This is a genomic window from Aromatoleum buckelii (assembly GCF_012910785.2).
Taxonomy (GTDB): Bacteria; Pseudomonadota; Gammaproteobacteria; order Burkholderiales; family Rhodocyclaceae; genus Aromatoleum; species Aromatoleum buckelii.
The window spans coordinates 1531723-1555864 of the sequence record NZ_WTVH02000010.1 but is presented as its reverse complement, the minus strand read 5'-3'; the positions used below and the strand labels follow the sequence as shown (position 1 = coordinate 1555864).

Genomic DNA, 24142 nt, shown 5'->3' with positions numbered 1-24142 from the left:
CAACGGGAATGAAGATGGATAGCGAATTGCAGATCGGATTGGCCGCGCTCGGCATGACGGCCGTCGTGGGCATCATCGCGTACAACAAGTGGCAGGAACGCAAGCATCGGCGGCAGGCGGAGCAGGCCTTCAAGTCCGAGCACCGCGACGTGCTGCTCGAACCGCACGACGCCTCGCCGCAGGGCGAACGCGTCGAACCCTGGATGACCGAGTCTCCCTCCCCGGATGCGCATCCCGCTCCGGCTGCGAGCTCCCATCCGGCAGCGCATGCCCCGGTAGGGCGGGTGACGCCCGGGTTGCCGCCCGCGATCGATCCGCGCATCGACTGCGTGATCCGCATCGAATCGATCGAACTGCTCCACGCTCCGCGCCTGTGGGCGGCACAAAGCGAACAGTTGGAGGGGATTTCGAAGCCGGTGCGGTGGTTCGCCTTCGACGATGCCGAGAACCTGTGGCGCCCGCTGACCGCCCATTCCGCCGGCTCGTTCCACTGGTTCTGCGCCGCGATGCAGCTCGTCGACCGGCACGGGCCGATCGGCGAAAACGACTTCATGCATTTTTCGGGCGGCGTGCAGCGTGTCGCGGAGCAGTTCCTCGCGGTGCCCACCGATCTGCCGACGCGCGCCGAAGCGCTGCGCAATGCTGCCGACCTGGACCAGTTCTGCGCCGGCGTCGATGTGCAGATCGGCGTCAACATCGTCAGCCACAACCAGCCTTTCGCCGGCACGAAGATCCGCGCGCTGGCCGAAGCGAGCGGCATGACGATCGGTGACGACGGCGCGTTCCACGCCCGCGACGAAAGCGGCCATACGCTGTTCACGCTGTGCAACATGGAACCCGCGCTCTTTGCCGCCGACGAGATGCGCAACCTGATGACGAACGGCCTGACGTTCGTCATCGACGTGCCGCGCGTCGCCAACGGCGTCGTCGTGTTCGACCACATGATGCAGCAGGCGAGCCGTATGGCCGACGCGCTACAAGGCAGCGTCGTCGATGACAATCGCGCCCCGTTCGGACCGGACGCGGCACTGCTGATCCGTTCGCAAATCCAGCAATTCCAGGCGCAGATGGCCGATTCCGAAGTCCCTGCGGGCAGCCCCCTGGCATTGCGCCTGTTCTCCGCCTGATGTCCGCTTCGCCTGAAGACTTCGAGCGCGCCGCGCAGCTGCGGCGGGAGCTCGAAGTGCACGAACACGCGTACTACGTCCTCGACGCGCCGACGGTTCCCGATGCGGAATACGACCGCCTGTTCCGCGAACTCGATGCGCTCGAACGCCGGCACCCCGAGCTGCTCGTGCCCGATTCGCCGACCCGGCGCGTCGGCGGGGCGCCGGTGCCGGGGCTCGTGCCGGTGCGCCACGCGGTGCCGATGCTGTCCATTCGTAGCGAAACTCGCACCGAGACCGACACCGCCAGCGGCGGCGTGATCGCGTTCGACACGCGCGTGCGCAACGCGCTCGAACTCGGCCCGGATGCGCCGCCGGTCGAATACCTCGGCGAGCTCAAGTTCGACGGCCTGGCGATCAGCCTGCGCTACGAAAACGGCATGCTGGTGCGCGCGGCCACCCGCGGCGACGGCTACACCGGCGAGGACGTCACGCACAGCGTGCGCACGATCCGGCAGATCCCGCTGCGGCTCGCCGGGCGACCGCCGGCGCTGATCGAGGTGCGCGGCGAGATCTACATGCGGCGCGACGCGTTCGAACGGCTCAACGCGCGGCAGAGCAAAACCGGTGGCAAGGTGTTCGTCAACCCGCGCAACGCGGCGGCCGGCGCCGTGCGCCAGCTCGACGCGCGCATCGCCGCGCAGCGCCCGCTGTCGTTCTTCGCGTACGGGTTCGGCGAGATTGGCGAGAGCGGCGGCTGGAACATGCCAGCAACGCAGGGCCAGATGCTCGACGCGCTCGATGCGTTCGGCATTCCGGTATGCGAGCATCGCGTCGTATCGTCCGGGCCGGAGGGGCTGATCGCGTTCCACGACCGCATCGCCGCTATGCGCGACAGCCTGCCCTACGACATCGATGGCGTCGTCTACAAGGTCAATCGCTTCGACCTGCAGCGCCGTCTCGGTTTCGTCACGCGCGAACCGCGCTGGGCGGTCGCGCACAAGTATCCGGCGCAGGAAGAGATCACCGAGCTCGTCGATATCGAGATCCAAGTCGGGCGCACCGGCGCGCTGACGCCGGTCGCGCGGCTGAAGCCGGTCTTTGTCGGCGGCGTGACGGTGACGAACGCGACGCTGCACAACGAAGAGGAAATCCAGCGCAAGGGGCTGCTGATCGGCGACCAGGTCATCGTGCGCCGCGCGGGGGACGTCATTCCGCAGATCGTCGCGCCGGTCGTCGAGCGCCGCAACGGCAGCGAACGCCCGTTCGTGATGCCGCACACCTGCCCGGTGTGCGGCTCGCACGCCGAAAAGCAGCCCGACGAGGCGGTGACGCGCTGCTCGGGGGGGCTTTTCTGCGCGGCGCAACGCAAGCAGGCGCTGCTGCATTTTGCCGGCCGCCGCGCAATGGACATCGAGGGGCTCGGCGACAAGCTCGTCGACCAGCTCGTCGACGGCGGCATCGTCAAAACACCGGCCGACCTGTATCGGCTCGGGCTGGTGAAGCTGGCGAATCTGCCACGGATGGCGGACAAGTCGGCAGCGAACCTGCTCGCGGCGATCGAGAAAAGCCGCCATACGACGCTGGCACGATTCATCTTCGCGCTCGGCATCCGCAACGTCGGCGAGGCGACGGCGAAAGAGCTCGCGCGGCACTTCGGTTCGCTCGACGCGCTGATCGACGCCGATGTCGAGCGGCTGCAGCAGGTCCCGGATGTCGGGCCGATCGTCGCACACAGCATCGCCGGATTCTTCGCTGAAATGCACAACCGTGAAGTCATCGAGCAGCTGCGCGCGGCCGGCGTGCACTGGGACGAGGGCGCGCCGGCAGTCGCCGCAGACGGCGCCGCCAGCGGCAAGACATTCGTGCTCACCGGAGCGCTGCCGACAATGAGCCGCGACGACGCGAAAGCGCTGATCGAGTCGCATGGCGGAAAAGTCAGCGGATCGGTGTCGAAGAAGACCGATTACGTGGTCGCCGGCGCCGAAGCCGGCTCGAAGCTCGCGAAGGCGCAGGAACTCGGCGTGGCGATCCTCGACGAAGACGGCCTGCGCCGCCTGCTCGAACAGCCCGCCTGACCTGCCGGACGCCTGCACCGAATCATTCAAAAGGGAGAGTCACGACATGAAGAAAGTCACGAAAGCGGTATTTCCGGTGGCCGGCATGGGCACGCGCTTTTTGCCGGCCACCAAGGCGAGCCCGAAGGAGATGCTGCCGATCGTCGACAAGCCGCTGATCCAGTACGCGGTCGAGGAAGCCGTCGCGGCCGGGATCACGGACATGATCTTCATCACCGGGCGCACCAAGCGTTCGATCGAGGATCACTTCGACAAGGCCTACGAGCTCGAAACCGAGCTTGAAGCCCGCGGCAAGAAGGAAATGCTCGCGCTGGTGCAGCGCACCGTGCCGAAGGGTGTGAACTGCATCTACATTCGCCAATCGGAAGCGCTCGGCCTCGGCCACGCGGTGCTGTGCGCTGCACCGGTCATCGGTGACGAAGCGTTCGCGGTGATCCTAGCCGACGACCTGCTCGACAACCCGGGCTCGGCCTCGATCATGGAGCAGATGGTCGGCGTCTATAACTACAACCGCTGTTCGGTGCTCGGCACGATGAACGTGCCGCGCGAAGAGACGCGCCAGTACGGCATCGTCAGCACCGAAGCGCAGCTGGGCGACGTGCAGCGGGTGACCGGGATCATCGAGAAACCCAAGCCCGAAGAGGCGCCGACGACGCAAGCGGTCGTCGGTCGCTACATCCTGACGCCGCGCATCTTCGACCACATCCGCGCGCTGCAGCCGGGCGCGGGAGGCGAGTACCAGCTGACCGATGCCATCGCCGCGTTGCTGAAGGACGAGGCAGTGCTGTCGTACCAGTTCAAGGGCGTGCGCTACGACTGCGGCTCGAAGCTCGGCTACCTGAAAGCGACCATCGAACTCGGCCTGCGACATCCCGAGATCGGCGAAGAGTTCGCCGCCTATCTTGCCAGCCGGAGCTGAAACCGCGCACGACAGCCGGCGCCCCGATGGCACCGGCTCGGCAGGCAACAGGTTCATCGTCCGTTCTGCAAGACCTGCGGCGCTGGGTTCATCGCTCGTCCCGGGTGGTCTGGAGGCCGCGACGCGGAGAACGCTCCCGCGCTCCAATCCTCGTGAAACGATTCGATCCGCCTCATGAGCTCGGTTTGCCTGTCGCGCAGCACACCGTCGGCGCTGAGCCGCGGCGGGAGCTTGCTGATCCGGGTCAGCATCCGCGCTCCCCGATCCGCGAGCATGGAATGACCCGCGCGATCGAGCAGGCGGCCAATGCGGGCCTTGGCGCGCGCTCCAGCTCCGGGCCGGACGGCTGCCGCGGGCCGTAAGGAACGTTCCACGAAGCTGCTGACCGCCGCATCGACGCCCGACGTGTACTCCTGCGCACTCATCTCGGCCCGGACCGAAGATACCTCTCGACGGCCGCCGCGGACCATCGGGATCACGCTCAGCGGTCCCACCTCGTAAGGCCGATATTCCATGTCCAGCGCCAACGCCCAGTCGTGCCACTTCAAAGGCGTGTCGCGGCCGCTGACGATCGCGATCCACGGAACGCGAAATGCGTCGGCCACGATCGCCCCATGCATGGACTCGGCAATCACCAGCTGCGCCGAGGCGATCTGCCGAATCACGCGCTTGGCTTCGTGCCGCGGATCGATGAAATCGAAACCGGCGCGAGCGCAGGCGGTTTGCCAGATGCCTTCCTCGGCCGTCGTCCAATGTGGCACGAAGGCGACACCGTCTCGCGAGGCCGACACGAAGTCCGGCAGTAGCGGCAGAAGAATCGCCGGATCGGCCACCGCGAGCTCCGGATCCGCCTTGATCGCTCGGGCAGTGAGCGGGCCGCGCACGGCATAGATGTGCCAGCTGCCGTCGCCGAGATCGGCGGGCAAGCGTCCGTAACCGGTACCGCTGCCCATCACGATACGGTGACGCGCCTTGGGAATATCGGCGGACAGGATCGTACCGATGCCGATGAAGAGCGCATCGTCATTCCTGTCGAACACGCCGGGCAGGAAATGTTCCCAGAGGAACAGGTTCATGTCGTCGCCGAAATTGCCGTCGCTCGACGCCCAGTGGAACAGCTTCATTTCGGCACGCTCGCTTGGCCCAGCTTGTGGCTGAACAAGGACCACAGATTCATCAGCAATTCTCGCTGCAACTGGAACAGGGCTGCGCCGTAGATCACCACCGCGGCAATGCCGCTAACGATGAGGGTCAGCAGTACCGGGTGGAACTGCGGCGCGAAATTTTTGGCCGCCGCGATGACCAGCATCGTCAGGGTTGCGGCGATGACGGGCGCCGCCAGCGCGCGCCCGATATCCCGCCCGCGGACGTCGGCGCTGCGCTTGAGGAAGACGAACCCCAGCGGTGTCGTGATCAGCGCGCGAAGTACGAAGGCGATGGCAATCCCGGTCATACCCCAATGCACGGCGACGACGGCGAACAGCACGCTGAGTGCGGATTGCACCGCCGAGAGCGTCGAGACGCGGTCCGGCTGTCCCACGGCGTTGAGCAGCACGGCGATCAGGTAATTCGGCGTCGCGGGGAACACCACGAAGCAAATGATGGACAGCACTTCGCCGGCGCCCGCCCAGCGGGCGCCATAAGCGAACGTACCCACCTCCGGTCCCATGACCGCCATCCATCCGAACACCAGGAAGGTCACCACGGCACAGTGCTGACATACCTTGATGAAAGCTTCGCCGAGGCGTTTGCGGTCGGCCTGCATCCGCGCGAATAACGGCTGCGCCACCTGCGCGAACGGGCGGATCGTCAGCTGGATGCACAGGTCCAGGCCGGTCCATGCGAGACGGAACACACCGGCCGCCTCGGTGCTGACGAAAAACCCGATGGCCAGGCCATAGATGGTGTTGTTCAGCGACGAGAACAGTTGCGCGGCGGTGTATTTGCAGCCGCCGGCGACCACGGTGCGCAAGGTCGCCGTGACGCCGGCGAAGCGCGGCCACCAGCGATAGGAGAGGCACAACACGACGCTCGACACCAAGGCGTTCACCAGTTGCTGGATCACGAGGCTGTAGACGCCCCATCCAGAATAGGCGAGGGCGATCGCGATCACGCCGGCGACGAACACGGCACTCACCGTTCTCAGGGCGAGGAATTTGAACCCGAACTGCTTCGCCAGCAAGGCCTCGTGCACGCAGCTGAGCGAGCGCAGCAGGAACACGGGGCTCAAGGCGCGGAGCACGGGAGCCAGCTGCGCATCGGAGAATGCCAGGGCTATCGGCCCGGCGAGCGCGAACAGCAGGATCGAAGCCGACAGCCCAAACCCGACCGAGGTCAGCCAAGCGGCGCCTTTGACCGACTCGTCGGCTTCTTCGCGAAAGATCAGGTAATCGTAAAGGCCGAAGCGGCTGACCGGTTGCAGCAGCTGGATGATCATCAACGCCGTCGCCGCCGTGCCGAATTCCTGCGGCGTGAGCAGTCGCACCAGGATCAGCAATACCAGGAACGAGAACGCCCGCTGGCCGATATCTGCGGCCGAACTCCAGGCGATGCTCGAAAAGAAGATCCGGGCGGTCGTCATGTCGAGTCCAGCAATCTGACTGCGACGGCCGCGATGAGCGCGCCCTGCATGCTCGAAGCGAACGTGGTCCGGTGCAACCGGCCCGCGAGCTTGCGTACGAGCACCGCGCCGATCCGCCAGTCCATCAGGCAAGCGCGCAGCAGCCCGGGAACGTCACGACTCTGCAGCAAGCCCCCTAAAACCGTGCGGCTCTTGTGCCAGCGGATCGCATCGGCTCGGGCGCGCAACAAATCCTCGCGTACCGCGTTCCCGCGAACAGCCGGATGGGACAGCAGCGCGAGCGTCGCGTTGCGCATCCCGTCGTAGTTGGCAATGGTGCGGGAGAACCCCGACGGCTTGGCGCTGACCGTTCCGATGCGCTGCGTGAACAGGTAATACGATTTGCCGACCAACACGAATCTGCCGCCTGCCAGCAACAGCCGCGCGTACAGATCGAAATCCTCGCCGTGGCGCAGATCGTCCGCATAGCGCAGCGCGTGCTCGCGCAGGAAGTCCCGCCGCATCAACCCTTTCAACTGTCCGAGGTCGAAGGGCGAACGGCCGGTGATGCAGTTGCGTAAGAAGTCTTCGACGCTGATGATCTCGACCGCATCTTCGCTCCGGTCCTCCAGCCCGACGCCGGTGCGCAATCCGGCAGCCGCGTCGTAGAGAACGAGGTTGTCCGCCACCAGGGCCGCCTGCTTGGCCTCGCCGATGGCGCACAGGGCTGCGAGCCGGTCCGGCTCATAGGCATCGTCCGCATCGAGTATCGCAACCCACTCGGAGCGGGCAGCCGCAATGCCACGATTGCGTGCGACGGACGGCCCGGCGTTCACCGGGTTTTGCAGCAAATGTATCCGCGAATCCTCGGCAGCACGCCGCCGCACGAGCTCCGCCGTCGTATCGCTCGAAGCGTCGTCAACGACGATGATCTCGAAGTCCGCGATCGTCTGTGCGAGCACCGAATCGATCGCGCGGTTCAGACATCCGGCGACATTGAACGCCGGAATGATGACTGACACCAACATGCATGCTCCGTCTGTCCGAAGTGGGCGTGGGCTTGCGAGCGTTCCATCTGCTGATCGGGACTCGAACGATGCGCTCGATGCCGACCAGCGATGGAGCGGCGGGGGCGACCACAGGTTACTGCGGCGGGTTTTCAAACTTGGGTTATATGCCCCGCCCGGTCTGACCGGACTTGAAGTTCTCCGACGCGCTGGCGGTTTCCTTGTCGGCAGCGAGGCACAACACGAGGAAACGCGCGATGTCGATCGTGTAGCGCCGCGCCAGCCGGCGCGGCTCCCGGCCGAGGCGATACAGCCATTCGAGCCGCAGACGCCGGACGATGTCGGGCGCGCGTGCCTTGTCGCCGGCGAGGAAATCGAACAGCGCACCGACCCCGATCAACAGGCGCGCATCGAGACGTCCGCGATGCCGCAGGATCCATTCCTCCTGCAGCGGATTGCCGAAGGCGACGAGGACGACCTCGGCACCCGAGTCGTTGATCCATCGGATCAGACGTTCCGGGTCGGCCGTTCCTGCATAGCCGTCGCACACTCCGAGGACCGTGACCCCGTGCTCCTTGCGCAACCGGTCCGCGGCCCGCCGCGCCACGCCCGGACGCGCGCCGAGAAGAAACACCGGACGCTTCGCCCGCTCGAGCAGCGGCGGGATGAAATCGGTGCCGTTGAGATTCTCGACGAAGCGGTGACGGTGGATCATCCGTGCAGCGATGTCGAGGCCGACGCCATCGTTCGCGATCAGGATGTCCGGTGCGTGCATACGCTTGCGCAGCTGCGCGCACTGGACAATGAAGTTGGTGTTGGCGAAGAAAAGCGCCGTCTGCTCGCCGCCGTCGAGCACCGCCAGCATGCGTTCCCTCAGCGCCGATGCGCTGCTGTGCAGGACAGGGAAGCCGGCAATCGACAGGGTCTCGACGGGTTGTGTCGTGGAGTTCATGTGCGTATCCGGGTGTCTGAATAGCGGGTCGGCTGGAGGACGCGATCGGCGACGTCCGACCAGCTCGGGTGCGCGCGGCTCGGTTCGCGGGGCGCTTCGAGAGCGGCCTTGATCGCTGCGACGATCGACTCCTCGTCGCTGGGCCGGTAGCCGAAGCGGCTGCGGTAGTCGCCCACGACCTCGCGGGGGCAGACCGCGGGCAGGCCGAGAAAGTCGTACTGGATCAACTTCATTGAGGTGTCGGCGAGATAGTCGGGCAGCTGCGCCGTGCGGTAGGGCGCGATGCCGAAGTGCGCATGCTTGATGAAGCGCACGGTGTCGGCGTGCGGCATCTCGTCATGGACGATGACGTTGCTGCCGTAGTCCGCGCACCGTGGCCGGCCTGAGCCGATGACATGGAAACTGATGTGCGGAAAGCGGCGTGAAGCGCAGGCGAAGAACTCCGCGTCGAACAGCATCGAACCCACCGACACCGCGTGGATACCGGGGCCGTACGGGGAGGGATCGCCCTGTGACGCGAGCCCTGGATCGATGCCGTGCGGGATGAAATAAAGGTTGCCGCTGCTCGGGATCGTCCGCGCGAGCGCACGGGACGGCAGGCGGATGATGTCGATCGACGGCGCGATGCGGAGGAAAGTGCGCTTGACGTAGTCGGCCGAGTTGATCGTGTCGAGGTCGTCGGAGGCGATATAAACCGTCTTCGCCGCAGGATTCATCCGCCTCGCGAGCTCGAAAAACACCGGCGCGGTGCCGCTCTCGAAGAGGATCACGCTCGCCTCGGCGATCCAGCGCAACAGCACCGGGCTGGCTGCCCGTAGATACCAGCCGAACATCAGCGCTTCGACCGGGCGCAGCAGCGGGCGCCGCGTGTTGAACGGATGAACCTGCGTTTTCCACAGGAAGCAATCGACGCCGCGATGCCGTTCGATGCGGTTCGCGCACCCATCGATCGGCAGGCGCGGATCTGCCGTGTAGCGCGACAGCAGGCTGTAACGCAGCGAAAAGAAACGCGTCGGCCCGCGCTTGGCGAGCTGCTCGGTGATGAAGTGAATGTTCGCCTTGCGCGGCGAGCGGTAATCGTGCGCAGAGAGGACGAGGAAGCTTTCCGGGCCACGCATTGCGTCCTGTAGGTCTCGATTCATGTCGGGCTCCTTCATGCCTTGGCCGCCACGCATTGATCATCGGGCTTCGCGGACACGCAGCCGAGTTCGGCGCAGTGTCGCGCGAGCTCTTTATCGAGCAGGGCATTGTTGAATTCGCGCGCGACCTTGCACCGCGCCGCAGTGCGCATCGCGACGACATCGACGGCTCCTGCAGCGATGCGCTCGACCCAGGTGCTGATCGCTCCGGCGTCGCGCTCGTCGACGAGCAGACCCGAGACGCCATGCTCGACGAGCTCGGGGATGGCGCTGTGGCGCGTCGTCAGTACCAGCGTTCCGCTCGCCATCGCTTCCATCAGCGCGACCGGGATGCCCTCCATGTCCCCGTCGGCAGCGGTCACTGACGGCAACAGAAAGACGTCCGCGCGTGCGAGCGCGGCGAACACCACCTGCTGCGGCTGCTCGCCGAGAAAAACGATGCGCTCGCCGGCCGGCGCGGCGAGCGCGCGCAGTTCGGCTGCCAGCGGGCCGCCGCCGATGATCTCGAGGCGAACATCGGCCCGCGCGCCGATGACCCCGCGAATGGCATAGTCCAGCCCCTTCTTTTCGGTGAAGCGCGCGACGCTGAGCACGCGCAGCGGGCGTCCGAGCGGGCGCTCGGGCGCCAGCGTGGGCAGCGCATCGACATCGACGCCCATGCGCAGCACTTTGATGCAGGACGGCGGGCAGCCCCACTTCTGCAGTTGCTGTCCCCACAGGGCGCTGATTGGCAACATGCGCTCGGTGTCGGCGAACAACCGCCGGTAATTGCCGAGGTGGCGCGCGACCGTGTTCCGGTCGCTCATGTCGTGGCCGTGGAAGATCGTTGCGATCGGCCCTTCAACGAGCCCGGCCTCGCGCAAATACATCGCGCGCACGCCCATCGGCCCGAAGTGCGCAACGATGGCGTCGAAACGGCCGATCGAACCGTGCGAAGTCTGGGCGGCGATATCCAGCAGAGCAGCGGAGCTGCCGGTCAGCGCGGCGCGCAGAGCGACGCCGAGCCGGCGCAGCCCCGCTGTGCTGACCAGGCTCCGGACGAGAAAGCGGGCAAGCGTCAGCATCCGCCAGCGCGAACCGTGGACCATTCGAAGCGCGCGCACATGCTTGCCCAACTCGTTGTCGCAATAGATCGCGTGCGCGAGCCCCGGGTCGCCCCATTCGGCGGTGATGACGGTGACGTCATGGCCGAGTCGCTTCAGCCCCGCGACCTGACGAATCACGAAGGTCTCGGACAAGACCGGAAAGCGGGCGGTGAAAAAGGCAATGTTCACGGGGATACGGGCCTCCCCAGTTCCGTGCCGGTGCCCTCGATATGGCGTCCGGCGGAAGGCAGGCCGAAGCGTGCCAGGTGGACCACCACGGCGATGGCGGTGGTAACGCCGACGGTCATGGCGAGCATCATCATCTCGACTGCTCATTTTCCGAGGTATGGCGACACGACGCTCATCTGCGGCGCGTCGACGCCATCCTTCGGGTGGATGCTCAAGGGATAGCTCCCCCACCAGCGCCCGGCCGCCCATACGGCCCAGCCGCGCCAGACGTCGCGGTTGCTCACCAGCGTCAGCAGGTGGTCGAGGGTCGCGAGGCACTCGGGGGTGCCGGGCGTTCCGAATTCGCCGAGGAAGAGTTTGTGTCCGTTCGCGCGCGCCCAGTCGGAAATCGACGCGAACATGCGGTCGAAATGCGACGGTGCGAGGCAGTCGGTCGTCGTGCCGGAATAACCGGGATTCGCGTACTGGTGGACTTCGATGAGCGTGCGGCCGAGCGGGTCCGACAAGTCGACGAACGCCTGCGCATTCGATATTCCGGAAAACTCCTTGAACCACTCGTGGACGCCGCTCCACCGCCCGCCCCCGACCAGGAGCAGGTTGTCCGCACCGGCCTCGCGCAACGCCGCGACGGTTCCTCGTGCGACCTCCGCCCACTGCGGGATCGGCATTGCCTTCGGCTCGTTCATCAGGCCGAAGGCGACCTGCGAGGCATCCGGAAAGCGCTGGGCCATCTTGGTCCAGAAATCGTGGAATGCTGCCTTGGGCACGTCCGCGGACCCTATCGCCTTGCCGTGATAGGTGCCGTAATTGTGTGCATCGAGAATCACGCACAGCCCGAGCGGGGCCGCAGCGGCGACGACCTTGGTGATCGCGTTCATCTGCGCCGCGTCGAGTGCTCCCATGAGGTTGAGCTGGGCCCGTTCCCAGCGAAACGGCAGCCGGATCACGGTCGCGCCTTTCGAAGCGAAATAGCCCAGATCCTGCGCAGTCGGATATACATAGTCCTTGTACATCGTGCCGGGCAGGCGTTTCGAGTTGAATTCCGCGCCGGCCATATTGACGCCGGTCAGAGGGCTGCCATCCACACATCCTGCCCACGAGGCGGACGCTGCCAGAAGGCTCCCTGCGATTGCGGCCCTTCTCAGCCATCGCATGCTCATGTCGCTCTCTCCACTTCGCGATAGACGCGCAGGTAGCAGCCCGCGACGCGCCGCCAGTCGTACGGTTCGGCAAACGCGATCGCCTGCTCGCGTCGTCTGCGGTGGCGGTGGTGGGGCAAGTGGTATTCCCGGTTCAGCGACGCGACCGCCTCGTCCTCCCGGCCGCTTTCGACGAGCACGCCGATCTGCGAGCGCTCGACGAGCGAGCGGAACGGCGGAATGTCGCTCAGAACCGGCACCAGCCCGGCACTCATCGCCTCGATCGCGGCGAGCCCGAAGCCTTCGTGGCGTGACAGGCAGATGAAGTAGCTCGCGCGTCCGATCAGCGCCGCCAGCTCGGCGTCGCCCGGATTCGGCACGACCTCGACTGCCGTCTCGAGATTGCGCGCGGCAATCAGCGCATGCAGCGCAGCGGCGCAGTAGTCGTACTCGCGCCCTGCTACGATCAGCCGCCAGGCCGCGTCGGTGCGGCGCAGTCGCGCGAGCAGATCGAGCGCCGCAGGGAGGCCCTTGTTTTCCGACCAGCGGCCAAAGTAGATCAGCGTCGGCACCTGGTCGGCGGCACTGCGAGCGCGGAACTTGTCGACGTTGACGCCGTTTTCGATAACTTGCAGCCGACCGTTGCCCACGATCGGCGCGAAAATCCGCCCGTCACTGTCGCTCGTCGCGATGATGCGGTCGTAGCCTCGCACGCTGCCCCGCGTCACGGTGTGGAAAAAGACTTTCTTCAGCGACGCCGCGAAACGCGTATGGAAGAAGCCGCCATGAGTCGAGGCGACCAGCGGGCGATGATGCAGCCAGCGCGTCGCTGCGAGGTAATCGAAGAAGAAGTCCACGCCATGCACATGGATCACGTCGGCGTCGCCGAGCAGCCGCAGCACCTGCGGACACAGCGGATAGCGGGACGATCCGGCGTAGGACAGGCGCCGCACCGGCACCCGATCCACTTCGTCCTGCGCAGGCAGCGGCTGCTGACGGTCGCGAAACAACCGGTCGAGCGTGACGATGACCGGCCGAAACCCCGACTCGAGCTGGTGCTTGGCGATATTGCGCACGACGTCCTCCATGCCGCCGACGGACGGGTGGTACTGACGGACGACGTGCGCGATCCGCATGTTCATCCTCCGGGCCGGTCAAGGCCGCGTCGACCAGCCGACGCCAGCGCCTCCCCGGATTCGCGGAGCGCAGTTTCACTGCCGACGACGAGGCTGCCGAGCAGGTACCACAGCACGGCGGAGGTCTTGAACGCGAACGCCGAACTGCCGCTGACGGACAGGATCAGCACCAGGTAGACGGCGACATACGCATGAAAGCGGCGCGTGGTGGCGGTGCCTTGCGCCGGCAGCAGCCAGAAGGCGGCCCACAGCAGCAGACATGCGAAGAGGCCGAAATTGGCGAGGACGTAAGGGTATCCCATGTCGAAATAGCGCTGTGCCGGCCCGTCGAACCCGAACAGCTCACCGCCGCCCATCGTCATCAGCGTGCTGCCGGTCAGCGCGAGGCGCCCAGCAAGGGAGTCGGAATACTCACCGCCGGTCGCGAAGGCGATAAGCGCCAGCGCGCCGACACACAGGAACGGGAGCGGCATCAGGAGCGTTTCGGCGCCACGCAGCGGCACCAGCCGCAGCACGAGCAGCACGCCGATCGTCAGCGTGGCGAAACGCGAGTCGCTCAGCACCGTCATCACGGCCGCAGCGGCGACGAAGAAAGCTGCCTCCTGCCACTGTTCGCGTGCTTTCGCCAGGCCCCAGGCTGCGCAGATCACCGCGAAATTGCCGAGCGACACCGGCTCGATGAAGATCGATGAGACCCGGTGTGGGCCGAGGAACGCAGCCAGCGTGCGCCCGATCGCATCCGGACGCATGCCGCTGGCAACGAGCTTGTCCGGCCGGTAGAGGCCCATCTCGGGGTCGCCGACGCCGCGTGCGAGGTAGTACGACTGGATGTCGAAGAAGCGCGTGAATACGTCCAGTGCCAGGAATTCGAACATCGCGAACGCGAGGACCAGCCACACGACGCGCTTGAGCAGGCGGTCGGCGTTGTCTTCGCCGCCCACGCTCATGCCGACGCCCAGAAAAACCAGCGGAACGAGGAGATCGCGCAGCGGCTTCGGGTCGAGCGAGTCGCGCAGCAGCGCGAGCGTGATCGCGTTGGCAACGAGCAGTGCGGCAGCCAGGTAGAACCCCAGCGGCAGACGCTTCAACAGCAGCGGCAGGGCAGCTGCGAGCATGACGATCTCGGCGATCATTACGGTGCTCTTCCCGCCGATGCCGAACTGCGTGTACAGCAGGCACAGCCACAACTGGTGGCTGACGGCAACCAGCACCAGCGCATTCACGTAGCCAAGCGTGAACTCGCCAAAGCGGGCTTGTGGCACTGCCGAGGACGGCAGCTTTCCGGGATAGAGCGCGGTCAGCATCGAACGCCGTTTCGCCTGCGACCGAAAACGTGCCGGTGCAACGTCATTCGTTCACCACGGCGCCGAGTATCCGGCTACCGCTCGCTTCGAGCGACACCCGAAGTTCGTGCAGCTCCTTCATCGATGTCTTGTTCTTGCGCGCCACCAGCATCGTATTGCCGCCTGCGGCGGCGACGATCTGCGCGTCCGCGCCGACGCGGGCTGCCGACGTGTCCTGTATCACGACATCGAACAGATCCTCGAGCGCCCGCAGGCGCTTGGCGAGCAGCGGCCGGGCGAGCAGCTCCTGCGGGTTCGGCGGCGTCGGACCAGCGGGCAGCACGAACAGGTGGCGCAGTGCCCCGATCCGCACGATCGCTTCGCTGCCGACGCGCCCCGCGAGCATGTTCGACAGCCCGAAGCGGTTGTCGAGGTGGAACAGCGTGTGCTGCGACGGATGCCTCAGGTCGGCGTCGACGAGGAGTGTGCGCAGGCCCATCTGCGCGAACACCACTGCGAGGTTCGCGGCGACGAAGCTGCGCCCTTCGCCGCGATTGACACTGGTGAGCGCGAGCGCCCGCGCGCCGTAGCGGCTGTTCGCCCAGCGTAGCGACACTTGGCTGCGCAACTGGCGCAGGCTCTCCGCGACCGGCCCGAACGGGGCATAGGCAGCGACAACCTCGCGCGCGACGATGCCGCTGCGCGCCGGCAGGTACGGATAGTCGAACTGGCGCGCGAGCGCAAAATCGACGTCCGCCTGGCTGATCAGCCCGAGCTCGATCGCCGCCACGCCGAACGGAACGCCTTTCGCCTTCTGCTCGCGCAGCACGACCTGGGTGTTTTCGGGCGTGAGACGGCCGGTTTCGACGAGAATCGCCCCGATCGACTGCTCTTCGGTGGCGGGCCTCATGTCCATGATGTTCGGTGTCGCGTCCATGACAGCTCCCGGTTCAGGTCGAAGGTGGTGCGCTCGACGTGCTAGCGCAGCAGCAGGGTGTTTTTGGCGCGCGGCAATGCGCCCAGCACCGGAATTCCGAGCACATCGACGACGTCCGCCTCGGAGCGCACGCGGCGCCGGATCATCTCGAGGCCGAGGGCAAGGCTCACGCCGAGCAGCACACCGAGCACGGACGCCAAAGCGACGATCAGGGCCCGCCGCGGCGACGACGGGAGGCGCGGCGGTGTCGCGGACGCGAGCACGAAGACGTTCGTCTGCTGTGCCTGGCTTTCCAGGTTCGTTTCGGCGAGGCGCCCATTGACGACGTCGTAGGCCTGCTGGGCGCTGTCGAGGTCTTTCTGCAGCACCGCGATCTGGTCGCGTTGCGCCTTGAGCTTCAGCACCTTCCCTTTCTGTTCGTCCACCGCCTCGCGCATTTCGGCGACGCGGTCCGCGTTCACGCGATCGGTCGTGTCGATCGATCCGACGATTCGGCTCGTCTCGAGCGCGATGCGCCCCTGCAGCGACGCGATCTCGCGATCGGCCCGCACGATCTCGGGGTGTCGGCGCCCCAGCCGCGCGGTAGCCTGCTCACGCTGCGCTTCCAGGCGCGCCAGTTCGCCTTTCAGGCTGCCGAGCAGCGAACTTTGCACGACCTCGGGAAGCATCTCGCCGCTACCGGACTGATTGCGCCGCGAACGGCTGTCGGTGCGCTCGGACTGCGCTGTGACGAGCTGGCGGGAAAGTTCGTCGAGGCGTGCGGTTTCGACGTCGAGCCGCTCGTCGGTCGTGACGATGCCGTGTTCGCGCTGATAGTCCGACAGCCTGCGGCGCGCCGCTTCGACGGTCTCGCGCAGGCTCGAGTTGCGCGATTCGAACCACTGCGCGTATTGCCGCGCCGGCTGCACCTTCATTTCGAGATTGGTGGCGATGTACGCGTTGGCCACCGCGTTGGCGACGTTTGCGCATTGCTCCGCGACCGCGCACGTGTAGGCGATCTGCACGACATTGCTGTCGCGCGAAGGCTTGACGTCGAGATTGCTCTCGATTTCGTCGGCGAGCCACAGCGGGAAGGCGACTTCCTCCCCGGTCTCCGCTCGCCAAGCGGCGCGCAACGCCTCGTCGTTGGCCACTTCCGGTGTGGCTGCGGCACGTTCGACGACCCGCCGGCTGGCGATGATGTCGACCTGCGTGGCCATATAGCCACCCAGCATCTGCGACGACAGCATCTGTCCGAGCAGCGCATTGGCGGATTTTGCGTCGATGACGAGCGCCACGTTCGCGGTGTAGTTGCGCGGCAGGATCACCGCCACGACGGCGCTGACCGCAGCCACGACGATGAACACCGAGAAGATCAGCCGGCTGCGTGCCCGCAAAATCACGAAAATCTGGCGGATCGTCATGGCCGCGTCCCTCAGAAGAGGCTCTGCTTCACGTAGATCACGTCGTCGGCGCGCAGCGGAGCGTTGCGGTCGATCGACAACACGTCGACTTGGCCCGACGCATCGCGGCGATGGACCTGCATGCCGCGTTCCGTGCCGCGGTTCGTCAGGCCGCCGCCGGTTGCGAGCGCCTGGATCAGCGTCATGCCGGGCTCGATGCGGTAGGCGCCTGGCTTCTGGACTTCGCCATAGACATAGAAAATCGGTGCCCGGTCCACAAACAGGATGTCTCCGCCGGCCAGTTCGACATTGGCGGCCGGATCGCGCGAGAAAAGCTGCGCCAGCGGAATTTCCTGGCGCATCGGCTGCCCGTCTCGCATTCCAGTCAGGACCACGACGTCGGCGCCATCCGGAGTGACCCCGCCCGCGAGCGCGAGCAGGTCGGCGACGCGCATGTTCGACGTCTCCAGCGGAAAGCGGCCGGCGCGATTGACGCGGCCGAGCACCGATACCTGATTGCCGCGGATCTCGAGCGGAAAAATGATCACCTGCGGCTCAAGCACGTAACCGCCTTCCTTGAGCCCGCCCGCGATCCGTTTTTCGGCCGCGGCGACGCTCATGCCGCCGACCTGCGTCGCGCCCACCAGCGGAAACGATACCTGGCCGGATTCGGAGACGCGCGCCTCCGTCGTCAGGTCCGGATTTTCGAAGACGGTGATACGGATCACGTCCCCGGGGGAAAGCAGGTACTCGCCCCCGGCCGACGCACAGACCGCCCATCCCGTCACGGCGCAGATCGCCACTGTTTTCGCCAGCCCTCGCATTGCTCTGTCTCCTTCGCCAGTTGTCGAACCTTCGCTGTGCCTGCGCTTACGGGAGCGAAAGCGCTGGCGCCAGCACTGCCGCTGCTCCCGGGGACAGCCCCGGAATGCCGCCGGCGTCCTTGCGGCCGGTGCCGTCGAGTATCGAGATCGCCGCCATCCGGCTCAGGCGGCGGACCTCCGCGTCGACTGCCGCGACCCGTTTCTCGGTCCACAGGCGGCGCTCGATCAGCGGCCGTGCGGCGTTCTCGTCGAGTGGGGAGGCGCTCGCCCGGACGACCTCGATCACGCGCAGGCCGGCGGGGCCGGACAGCAGTGCAACCTCGCGTTCCTTCAGGACCGCCAGTTGCGCCGCGACCTCCGCTGGAAGCTCCTCCGCTCCGCGTTCGGCTTCGGTGATGACAAAAGGCAGCTCCTCGCGGCGCAGCCAGTCGGCAAACTCTTCGAGCGAGTGCGCCGCGCGGAGATGCTGGCGCAGTTCCGTTTCCCTTGATGCCGGCGCAGAGATTTCGAACTCCCGCAGGGCAAATATCCGCCGCTGCGCGAACATCGCCGGATTGTCCCGGTAAAACGCCTCGATCTCGGCGTCCTGCGGGGGCGGAATGCCGTTGACGAGGTCCATGATGTAGCGCCGCGCAAGGATCTCGCGCCGCGCCGCGCTCACCGCCGATTCCTCCACCCGGACGCTCCCGGGAGTGCTGCGCAGGAACTGCTGCGCCAGCAGTTCCTCGATGACGAGCTTCTCCAGCTGGCGTCGACGGACCTCCTGGTCGTGTTGCGCCACGCCGCTGTGCTGCAGTGTGAGATCGAGTTCCGCGGCCGAAATTACCGTCCCGTTGACGCGCGCCGCGACATCTTCGGGGAGCGCCGGGGAACACGCCGCGAGCACGATCGCCAAGACTGGGGCCATGCCCGCGAATCTCCGCTTTGGCAGCATGCCCTTGCGCCTCAATGCCGACCCAGCCGACGGCGCGCCACGAGTGCCCCGACTGCGAGCGCGGCAACCGCTTCCGCGACCCAGCCCTCAACGCGGCGTGAGCGGTACGGGCCGCTGGCAAGCTGCGAGTCGTCGAGGATTTCCGGCACGTCGACGACATCCGGATCATCGCGGGGCCAAACATCGACCGCCGAGCGCCGCATCACGACAGGTTTCGCCTGCTCCGGCTCGAGTAAAGCGAAAGAGACGCTGACGTCCCCCGGGCTGCCCGAAAGCGGCCCCAGCACCGACGGTGACGCGTCGATCCACGCGGCTCCCCCGGTCACGAGAGCCAGCTCCTCATCGGAAACGAGCTCAACCGTCCGGACTGCCTCGGCCGGATACGAAATCCAGATGAAGATCACCGCTACCAGGAGCTGGAATTCTCTGCACAGGTTCGCCATAGGAATACCTCACCCAGCTAAGAGTAGTATTCCGTCGCGGCTTCCCAACCTCCGGAAAGCGATAAAACGTAAATGGTTTTTACTTGGATTTGGCTGAAGAGCGGCCCGCAACAATCCGAAACATTTTATTGCGAGAGGGGCGGGCCGGGCTGCTAGTCGAAGCGCGGGCGAGCCCGAAACGGGTGGGTCAAAAGTCGAGCCTTACGTCGACCCCGTGGAGTTTCGCCGTGTAGTCGAACCGCTCCCCGGCGGCCGAGCGTTTTGCGCGCTGGACCGACGCGGTGATCGTCAGGTCGCGCACCGGTTCGTAGCCGACGCTCAGGCTCTGAACCCGCGTCCGGTCGTCGTCGAGCGCCGGCAGCTCGACGTCCCCTCGGTCCCTGCGATACTGCTCGCCGCGCGCGCGGACGGTGATCTTGTCAGTGGCCTTCCAGATCCCCTCGACGCCGAGTCCGCGGGTGACGACGTAGTTGTCGATGACTTCGTATTCGGAGCCGATCTCCCGTCGCGCCACGACCTGGAACGACAGCTTGCCGGTCGGCTCCCAGTCGAACGTGATGCGCCCGGTGGGGCCGCTGAAGTCGAGGCTGCTGACGTGTTCGTATTCCCGCCGGGTGTAGCCGGCGTAGCCGGAAAAACTGCTGATTCCCGACAACACCCAGTTCCCCCGCAGCCGCACGTCGCGCTGTTCGTAGCCGGAATCGATGCGTGCGGAAGGGGTGCGGTTCGGATAGTCGCCGTCGGCCTGGCGAGCCACGAGCGACAGCCGGTTGCCGGACTTCGGGCGGTACCCGATCCCGGCCTCGACTGCGCTCTCGTCATACTCCGAAGCATCCGAACGCTCGTCCGAATAGCGGCTGCGCGTGTGTTCCGCACCAACCAGAAACGACCAGTCTGGATGCCACCAGTAGTCCGCGTCGGCCCCGATCCTGCGCAGCGTGTTGATGCTGCGGATACGGCGGTCTGTATCGGCGAAGCTTCGTGGCGCTTGGCGCTGCAGCAGCGTTGCCGTCCCCGTCCATTGCCGTCCGGCGGCCCAGTCCCAGTGCAGCGCGCCGCTGGTGGTCGTCCGGTCGAGCTGATTGTGTCGATCGTAGTTGCGGTGCGTCACCTCCACCCCTGCGACGACGCGTTGCAGGCTGTAGGTATGTTCGAATCTCAGCGCGGCCGTTGTGCGGCTGATGCGATCGCTCCTCGATCCCCCCTCCGGCGGCCGGACGTCGTCAGGCAGCCGGAAGAGATTGTCTTCCCGATAGACGGAGTGCCCGAGCCCCACCGTGAAACCTTCCTCCGGCACCACCTCGGTCGCCGCCGAGGCAGCGAAACCTTGGAGCGCACACGTCGCGGCGAGCACGTGCAGGACATGACGTGCACTCCGGCGGTGCGAGCAGTGACCCCGGCAGGAAGTCCATCCCCGGGCACGATAAAGTATTGTTACATTCGTCATGACTGGCAAGCTCCCCTGGCTGTTGGGTGATGCTATGAATATCTACTCGGAGGCGCGTCCGCCTCGGCCTGTGTCAGGAGCATGCCGTGCCGAACTCGTCGATTTTCACTCATCCTCCCGATTCGGCTCCCGTTGCCGAGACGAATGCCGCGTTTTTCTACGGCAGCTTTTCGACGGCAAGCATAATCGAATCGGTCGTCGACCCGTTCATCGCGGTCGGTCTGCTATTTGCTTCGGCATATTTCTACGAGGTCGTTCCCGACAGCCATTATGTGATTCTCGCGCTGCTGACGTTTTCACTGACGTTTCCGGGAGATAGCCACCTGTGTGACGGAAGGGGGACGATGGTGCGCCGGACAGCGCTCAACTGGCTGCTGATTGCAGGCGCGCTGGTGCTGTTCGGGTATGTCACCGGCTATATCCATTATTTCGCGCTGCCGGTGCTGGCAGTGTGGCTCGTGGGGACACCGCTTGCCCTCATCGCAGCGCACGCGGTATCGCGCGTCGCATTGCCACGGCTCATGTCGAGGGCCGGGACGCAACGCCGCGCAGTGATCGTCGGCTCGAACGACATCGCGATGCAGCTCGCGCGCGGTATCGAGAAAAACCCTTTCCTCGGGGTGCATCTGCTCGGATTCTTCGACGACCGGACTCCCCAGCGCACGTCCGGGACGACTACCGGCGTGTGCCTCGGCTGTCTTCGCGATCTGGCTGCCTACACGAAGGAGCAGGCCGTCGACCACATCTACATCGCGCTGCCGATGGTGAGCCAGCCGCGCATTCTGCGCATCCTCGACGACATGAAGGACACCACCGCGTCGATTTTCTTCGTCCCCGACATGTTCGTGACCGACCTGATCCAGGGACGCGTCGATCATGTTGCCGGCACTCCGGTCGTCGCGGTCTGCGAAACGCCTTTCACTGGCGTCAACCGCCTCGTCAAGCGGCTGTCCGACATCGTCCTCGCGAGCGCGATCCTGATCCTCATCGCACCGCTGATGGTACTGATCGCGATCGGCGTGAAGCTCGGTTCGCCGGGCCCGGTCATCTTCAAGCAGAACCGTTACGGGCTCGACGGGCGCAAGATCCTGGTCTACAAGTTCCGCTCGATGACGGTCTGCGAGGACGGTCCGCAAATCGTCCAGGCCGTCAGGGAAGACCCTCGCGTAACGCGTTTCGGCGCTTGGCTGCGGCGCACCTCGCTGGACGAGCTGCCGCAGTTCATCAACGTGCTGCAGGGCCGCATGAGCATCGTCGGGCCGCGCCCGCACGCGGTGGCGCACAACGAGACCTACCGGCAGGTCATCAAAGGCTACATGATCCGCCACAAGGTCAAACCGGGCATCACCGGCTGGGCACAAGTGAACGGCTGCAGGGGAGAAACCGACACCGTCGAAAAAATGGCGCGGCGGATCGAATACGACCTCGATTACCTTCGTCACTGGTCGCTGTCGCTGGACCTGAAGATCATCCTGATGACGATCCGGCTCGTGATTCGCGACGCGCACGCGTATTAGCCCGTACTGCACGATGCGAGATACGCAAATACGCGACGTAGACGAGAAAAGCGCTGCCGAAGCAGCGCTTTTCCGTCGCTCGACGGTATCCCGTTCGCGGGATACGCGTCAGGCGTTTTCGGCTTTTGCCGCGCGTTTGCGCTCGTTCTCGGTCAGGTAGCGCTTGCGCAGCCGGATCGACTTCGGCGTGATTTCGACGAGCTCGTCGTCGGCGATGAATTCGATCGCGGATTCGAGCGTCAGCTGGATCGGCGGGATCAGCCGCACCGCTTCATCGGTGCCCGACGAGCGCACGTTGGTGAGCTGCTTGCCCTTGATCGGGTTGACGACGAGATCGTTGTCGCGCGAATGGATGCCGATGATGATGCCTTCGTACACCGGGTCGTTGTGCGTGAGGAACATCCGGCCGCGATCCTGCAGCTTCCACAGCGCGTAGGCGACCGCGTGGCCGTTGTCCTGCGAGATCAGCACGCCGTTGCGGCGCTCGCCCATCGGCCCCGCCATCGGACCATAGTCGTCGAACACGTGGCTCGCCAGACCGGTGCCACGCGTCAGCGTCAGGAATTCGCCCTGGAAGCCGATCAGGCCGCGGGCAGGGATGCGGTATTCGAGGCGGGCGCGGCCCTTGCCGTCGGACTGCATGTCCTGCAGCTCGCCGCGACGCCGGCCGAGTTCTTCCATCACGCCGCCCTGGTGGTCTTCCTCGACGTCGACGGTGAGCAGTTCGTACGGCTCGCACTTGACGCCGTCGATCTCGCGGAACACCACGCGCGGCCGGCCGACCGCGAGTTCGAAGCCTTCGCGGCGCATGTTTTCGAGCAGGATCGTCAGATGCAGTTCGCCACGGCCCGAAACCAGGAACACGTCGGAGTCGTTGGTGTATTCGACGCGCAGCGCGACGTTCTTCAGCAGCTCGCGTTCGAGCCGCTCGCGGATCTGGCGGCTCGTGACGAACTTGCCTTCGCGCCCGGCCAGGGGCGACGAGTTGACCATGAAGTTCATCGTCAGCGTCGGTTCATCGACCGCGATCGGCTTCATGCCTTCGAGTTTCTCGGGATCGCACAGCGTGACGCCGATATTGACCTGATCGACGCCCGACACCAGCACGATGTCGCCAGCTTCGGCCGATTCCGCCTGCGTGCGCTCGAGGCCCTTGAACGTCAGCACCTGGCCGATCTTGGCCTTGCCGCGGTTCTCCTCGCCATACATCACGACGACTTCCTGGTTCGGGCGGATGCGGCCGCGCTTGATGCGGCCGATGCCGAGCTGACCGATGTACGTCGAATAGTCGAGCGAGCAGACCTGCAGCTGCAGCGGGCCGTCGGAATCGACTTCGGGCTGGGGCACGTGCTCGAGGATCGCTTCGTACAGCGGCGTCATGTCGGTGCCCGGTTGGCTCGCGTCGAGCATCGCGTAGCCGTTGAGCGCCGAGGCGTACACCACCGGAAAATCGAGCTGCTCTTCGGTCGCGCCGAGCTTGTCGAACAGGTCGAAAGTGTGGTTGATGACCCAGTCCGGGCGGCTCCCCGGGCGGTCGATCTTGTTGATCACGACGATCGGCTTCAGGCCGAGCGCGAGCGCCTTGCGCGTCACGAAGCGCGTCTGCGGCATCGGGCCCTCGACCGCGTCGACGAGCAGCAGCACACCATCGACCATCGACAGCACACGCTCGACTTCGCCGCCGAAGTCGGCGTGGCCCGGCGTGTCGACGATGTTGATGTGGGTGTCGCCGTACTGGATTGCGCAGTTCTTCGACAGGATCGTGATGCCGCGCTCTTTCTCCAGATCGTTCGAATCCATCACCCGTTCGGAAACCTGCTGGTTCTCGCGGAAGGTGCCGGACTGGCGCAGGAGCTGGTCGACCAGCGTGGTCTTGCCGTGGTCGACGTGGGCGATGATGGCGATGTTACGGATGGAGCGGGACATTTGGGTCCAGAAGTCTTTGAAAAGTTTTTAATTTTAGCACGGCCACCGCATTGCAGCATCGCGCGCTTCACCCTTTTCGTGCGAACCGCGAGCGAGAGCGCGGCGAGGCCCCATGCTAGAATCGGCGCCGTTTTTCTGG

The 24142-nt window shown here is 65.7% G+C and carries 21 protein-coding genes; 4 read left to right on the top strand and 17 right to left on the bottom strand.

The window, feature by feature from the left end; all coding sequences use genetic code 11:
* Positions 1-14 precede the first annotated feature (14 nt).
* Genes GO608_RS17985 through galU form a run of 3 tightly spaced genes read left to right on the top strand, consistent with a single transcriptional unit; the run spans position 15 to position 4103 of the window.
* Positions 15-1127, top strand: a complete 1113-nt coding sequence (locus GO608_RS17985) for a cell division protein ZipA (RefSeq protein WP_169198551.1) — start codon at positions 15-17, stop codon at positions 1125-1127.
* On the top strand, positions 1127-3184 hold the full coding sequence (gene ligA / locus GO608_RS17980; RefSeq protein ID WP_169198550.1) for an NAD-dependent DNA ligase LigA: 2058 nt from the start codon (positions 1127-1129) through the stop codon (positions 3182-3184). The genes GO608_RS17985 and ligA overlap by 1 nt, the downstream gene beginning before the upstream one ends.
* A 46-nt stretch (positions 3185-3230) precedes the next feature.
* The gene (gene galU / locus GO608_RS17975; RefSeq protein WP_169198549.1) at positions 3231-4103 is read left to right on the top strand and encodes a UTP--glucose-1-phosphate uridylyltransferase GalU; all 873 of its coding nucleotides are present in this window, start codon (positions 3231-3233) and stop codon (positions 4101-4103) included.
* 53 nt (positions 4104-4156) lie between these two features.
* On the opposite strand, the gene GO608_RS17970 is transcribed toward galU, so the two are convergent.
* From GO608_RS17970 to epsL, 16 genes are all read right to left on the bottom strand, one after another.
* Positions 4157-5227 carry a polysaccharide pyruvyl transferase family protein gene (locus GO608_RS17970; RefSeq protein WP_169198548.1) on the bottom strand — a complete coding sequence of 357 codons (1071 nt, stop codon included), beginning with the start codon at positions 5225-5227 and terminating at the stop codon, positions 4157-4159.
* Positions 5224-6684, bottom strand: a complete 1461-nt coding sequence (locus GO608_RS17965; protein ID WP_169198547.1) for a lipopolysaccharide biosynthesis protein — start codon at positions 6682-6684, stop codon at positions 5224-5226. Before GO608_RS17965 ends, GO608_RS17970 begins: the two co-directional genes overlap by 4 nt.
* Positions 6681-7691, bottom strand: coding sequence for a glycosyltransferase family 2 protein (locus GO608_RS17960; protein WP_281505766.1), 1011 nt, complete (start codon positions 7689-7691; stop codon positions 6681-6683). The genes GO608_RS17965 and GO608_RS17960 overlap by 4 nt, the downstream gene beginning before the upstream one ends.
* A gap of 142 nt (positions 7692-7833) precedes the next feature.
* The gene (locus GO608_RS17955) at positions 7834-8622 is read right to left on the bottom strand and encodes a WecB/TagA/CpsF family glycosyltransferase (RefSeq protein ID WP_169198545.1); all 789 of its coding nucleotides are present in this window, start codon (positions 8620-8622) and stop codon (positions 7834-7836) included.
* Positions 8619-9764, bottom strand: coding sequence for a GumK N-terminal domain-containing glycosyltransferase (locus GO608_RS17950; protein WP_169198544.1), 1146 nt, complete (start codon positions 9762-9764; stop codon positions 8619-8621). Before GO608_RS17950 ends, GO608_RS17955 begins: the two co-directional genes overlap by 4 nt.
* Before the next feature lie 11 nt (positions 9765-9775).
* Entirely contained in the window at positions 9776-11035 is a 1260-nt protein-coding gene (locus GO608_RS17945) for a glycosyltransferase (protein ID WP_169198543.1), read from the bottom strand.
* The gene (locus GO608_RS17940) at positions 11032-11169 is read right to left on the bottom strand and encodes a hypothetical protein (RefSeq protein WP_169198542.1); all 138 of its coding nucleotides are present in this window, start codon (positions 11167-11169) and stop codon (positions 11032-11034) included. The genes GO608_RS17945 and GO608_RS17940 overlap by 4 nt, the downstream gene beginning before the upstream one ends.
* Before the next feature lie 9 nt (positions 11170-11178).
* Positions 11179-12120 carry a glycoside hydrolase family 5 protein gene (locus GO608_RS17935; RefSeq protein WP_247003294.1) on the bottom strand — a complete coding sequence of 314 codons (942 nt, stop codon included), beginning with the start codon at positions 12118-12120 and terminating at the stop codon, positions 11179-11181.
* Positions 12121-12191: 71 nt separating this feature from the next.
* Entirely contained in the window at positions 12192-13310 is a 1119-nt protein-coding gene (locus GO608_RS17930; protein ID WP_169198540.1) for a glycosyltransferase family 4 protein, read from the bottom strand.
* Positions 13311-13312: 2 nt separating this feature from the next.
* Positions 13313-14614 (bottom strand): polysaccharide polymerase, encoded by a 1302-nt coding sequence (locus tag GO608_RS17925; protein ID WP_169198539.1) that lies wholly within the window; start codon positions 14612-14614, stop codon positions 13313-13315.
* Positions 14615-14657: 43 nt separating this feature from the next.
* Entirely contained in the window at positions 14658-15530 is an 873-nt protein-coding gene (epsG, locus tag GO608_RS17920; RefSeq protein WP_169198538.1) for a chain length determinant protein tyrosine kinase EpsG, read from the bottom strand.
* A 41-nt stretch (positions 15531-15571) separates the two neighbouring features.
* Positions 15572-16933: a chain length determinant protein EpsF gene (epsF, locus tag GO608_RS17915; protein WP_169198537.1), complete on the bottom strand. Its 1362-nt coding sequence runs from the start codon at positions 16931-16933 to the stop codon at positions 15572-15574.
* Between the two features lie 11 nt (positions 16934-16944).
* Positions 16945-17736, bottom strand: coding sequence for a polysaccharide export protein EpsE (epsE, locus tag GO608_RS17910; RefSeq protein WP_169198536.1), 792 nt, complete (start codon positions 17734-17736; stop codon positions 16945-16947).
* Between the two features lie 46 nt (positions 17737-17782).
* A complete protein-coding gene (locus GO608_RS17905) occupies positions 17783-18643 on the bottom strand; it encodes an EpsD family peptidyl-prolyl cis-trans isomerase (protein WP_169198535.1) in 861 nt (286 codons plus the stop codon).
* A gap of 38 nt (positions 18644-18681) precedes the next feature.
* Positions 18682-19113 (bottom strand): hypothetical protein, encoded by a 432-nt coding sequence (locus GO608_RS17900; RefSeq protein WP_169198534.1) that lies wholly within the window; start codon positions 19111-19113, stop codon positions 18682-18684.
* A 187-nt stretch (positions 19114-19300) separates the two neighbouring features.
* The gene (gene epsL, locus GO608_RS17895) at positions 19301-20467 is read right to left on the bottom strand and encodes an XrtB/PEP-CTERM-associated polysaccharide biosynthesis outer membrane protein EpsL (protein WP_247003292.1); all 1167 of its coding nucleotides are present in this window, start codon (positions 20465-20467) and stop codon (positions 19301-19303) included.
* Between the two features lie 179 nt (positions 20468-20646).
* Between epsL and GO608_RS17890 the strand changes: the two genes are divergently transcribed.
* The gene (locus tag GO608_RS17890) at positions 20647-22077 is read left to right on the top strand and encodes an undecaprenyl-phosphate glucose phosphotransferase (protein WP_247003290.1); all 1431 of its coding nucleotides are present in this window, start codon (positions 20647-20649) and stop codon (positions 22075-22077) included.
* Positions 22078-22185: 108 nt separating this feature from the next.
* Here the strand turns inward: GO608_RS17890 and typA are convergent, their stop codons facing one another.
* Positions 22186-24003, bottom strand: a complete 1818-nt coding sequence (typA, locus tag GO608_RS17885; protein WP_169198532.1) for a translational GTPase TypA — start codon at positions 24001-24003, stop codon at positions 22186-22188.
* Positions 24004-24142: the final 139 nt, after the last annotated feature.

What these genes read in the sequence shown, in the direction of transcription:
- GO608_RS17985 (WP_169198551.1), top strand. Translation starts at nt 15, where the DNA reads ATGGATAGCGAATTGCAGATCGGATTGGCCGCGCTCGGCATGACGGCC.
- ligA (WP_169198550.1), top strand. Translation starts at nt 1,127, where the DNA reads ATGTCCGCTTCGCCTGAAGACTTCGAGCGCGCCGCGCAGCTGCGGCGG.
- galU (WP_169198549.1), top strand. Translation starts at nt 3,231, where the DNA reads ATGAAGAAAGTCACGAAAGCGGTATTTCCGGTGGCCGGCATGGGCACG.
- GO608_RS17970 (WP_169198548.1), bottom strand. Translation starts at nt 5,227, where the DNA reads ATGAAGCTGTTCCACTGGGCGTCGAGCGACGGCAATTTCGGCGACGAC.
- GO608_RS17965 (WP_169198547.1), bottom strand. Translation starts at nt 6,684, where the DNA reads ATGACGACCGCCCGGATCTTCTTTTCGAGCATCGCCTGGAGTTCGGCC.
- GO608_RS17960 (WP_281505766.1), bottom strand. Translation starts at nt 7,691, where the DNA reads ATGTTGGTGTCAGTCATCATTCCGGCGTTCAATGTCGCCGGATGTCTG.
- GO608_RS17955 (WP_169198545.1), bottom strand. Translation starts at nt 8,622, where the DNA reads ATGAACTCCACGACACAACCCGTCGAGACCCTGTCGATTGCCGGCTTC.
- GO608_RS17950 (WP_169198544.1), bottom strand. Translation starts at nt 9,764, where the DNA reads ATGAATCGAGACCTACAGGACGCAATGCGTGGCCCGGAAAGCTTCCTC.
- GO608_RS17940 (WP_169198542.1), bottom strand. Translation starts at nt 11,169, where the DNA reads ATGATGATGCTCGCCATGACCGTCGGCGTTACCACCGCCATCGCCGTG.
- GO608_RS17930 (WP_169198540.1), bottom strand. Translation starts at nt 13,310, where the DNA reads ATGCGGATCGCGCACGTCGTCCGTCAGTACCACCCGTCCGTCGGCGGC.
- GO608_RS17925 (WP_169198539.1), bottom strand. Translation starts at nt 14,614, where the DNA reads ATGCTGACCGCGCTCTATCCCGGAAAGCTGCCGTCCTCGGCAGTGCCA.
- epsG (WP_169198538.1), bottom strand. Translation starts at nt 15,530, where the DNA reads ATGGACGCGACACCGAACATCATGGACATGAGGCCCGCCACCGAAGAG.
- epsF (WP_169198537.1), bottom strand. Translation starts at nt 16,933, where the DNA reads ATGACGATCCGCCAGATTTTCGTGATTTTGCGGGCACGCAGCCGGCTG.
- epsE (WP_169198536.1), bottom strand. Translation starts at nt 17,736, where the DNA reads ATGCGAGGGCTGGCGAAAACAGTGGCGATCTGCGCCGTGACGGGATGG.
- GO608_RS17905 (WP_169198535.1), bottom strand. Translation starts at nt 18,643, where the DNA reads ATGGCCCCAGTCTTGGCGATCGTGCTCGCGGCGTGTTCCCCGGCGCTC.
- GO608_RS17900 (WP_169198534.1), bottom strand. Translation starts at nt 19,113, where the DNA reads ATGGCGAACCTGTGCAGAGAATTCCAGCTCCTGGTAGCGGTGATCTTC.
- typA (WP_169198532.1), bottom strand. Translation starts at nt 24,003, where the DNA reads ATGTCCCGCTCCATCCGTAACATCGCCATCATCGCCCACGTCGACCAC.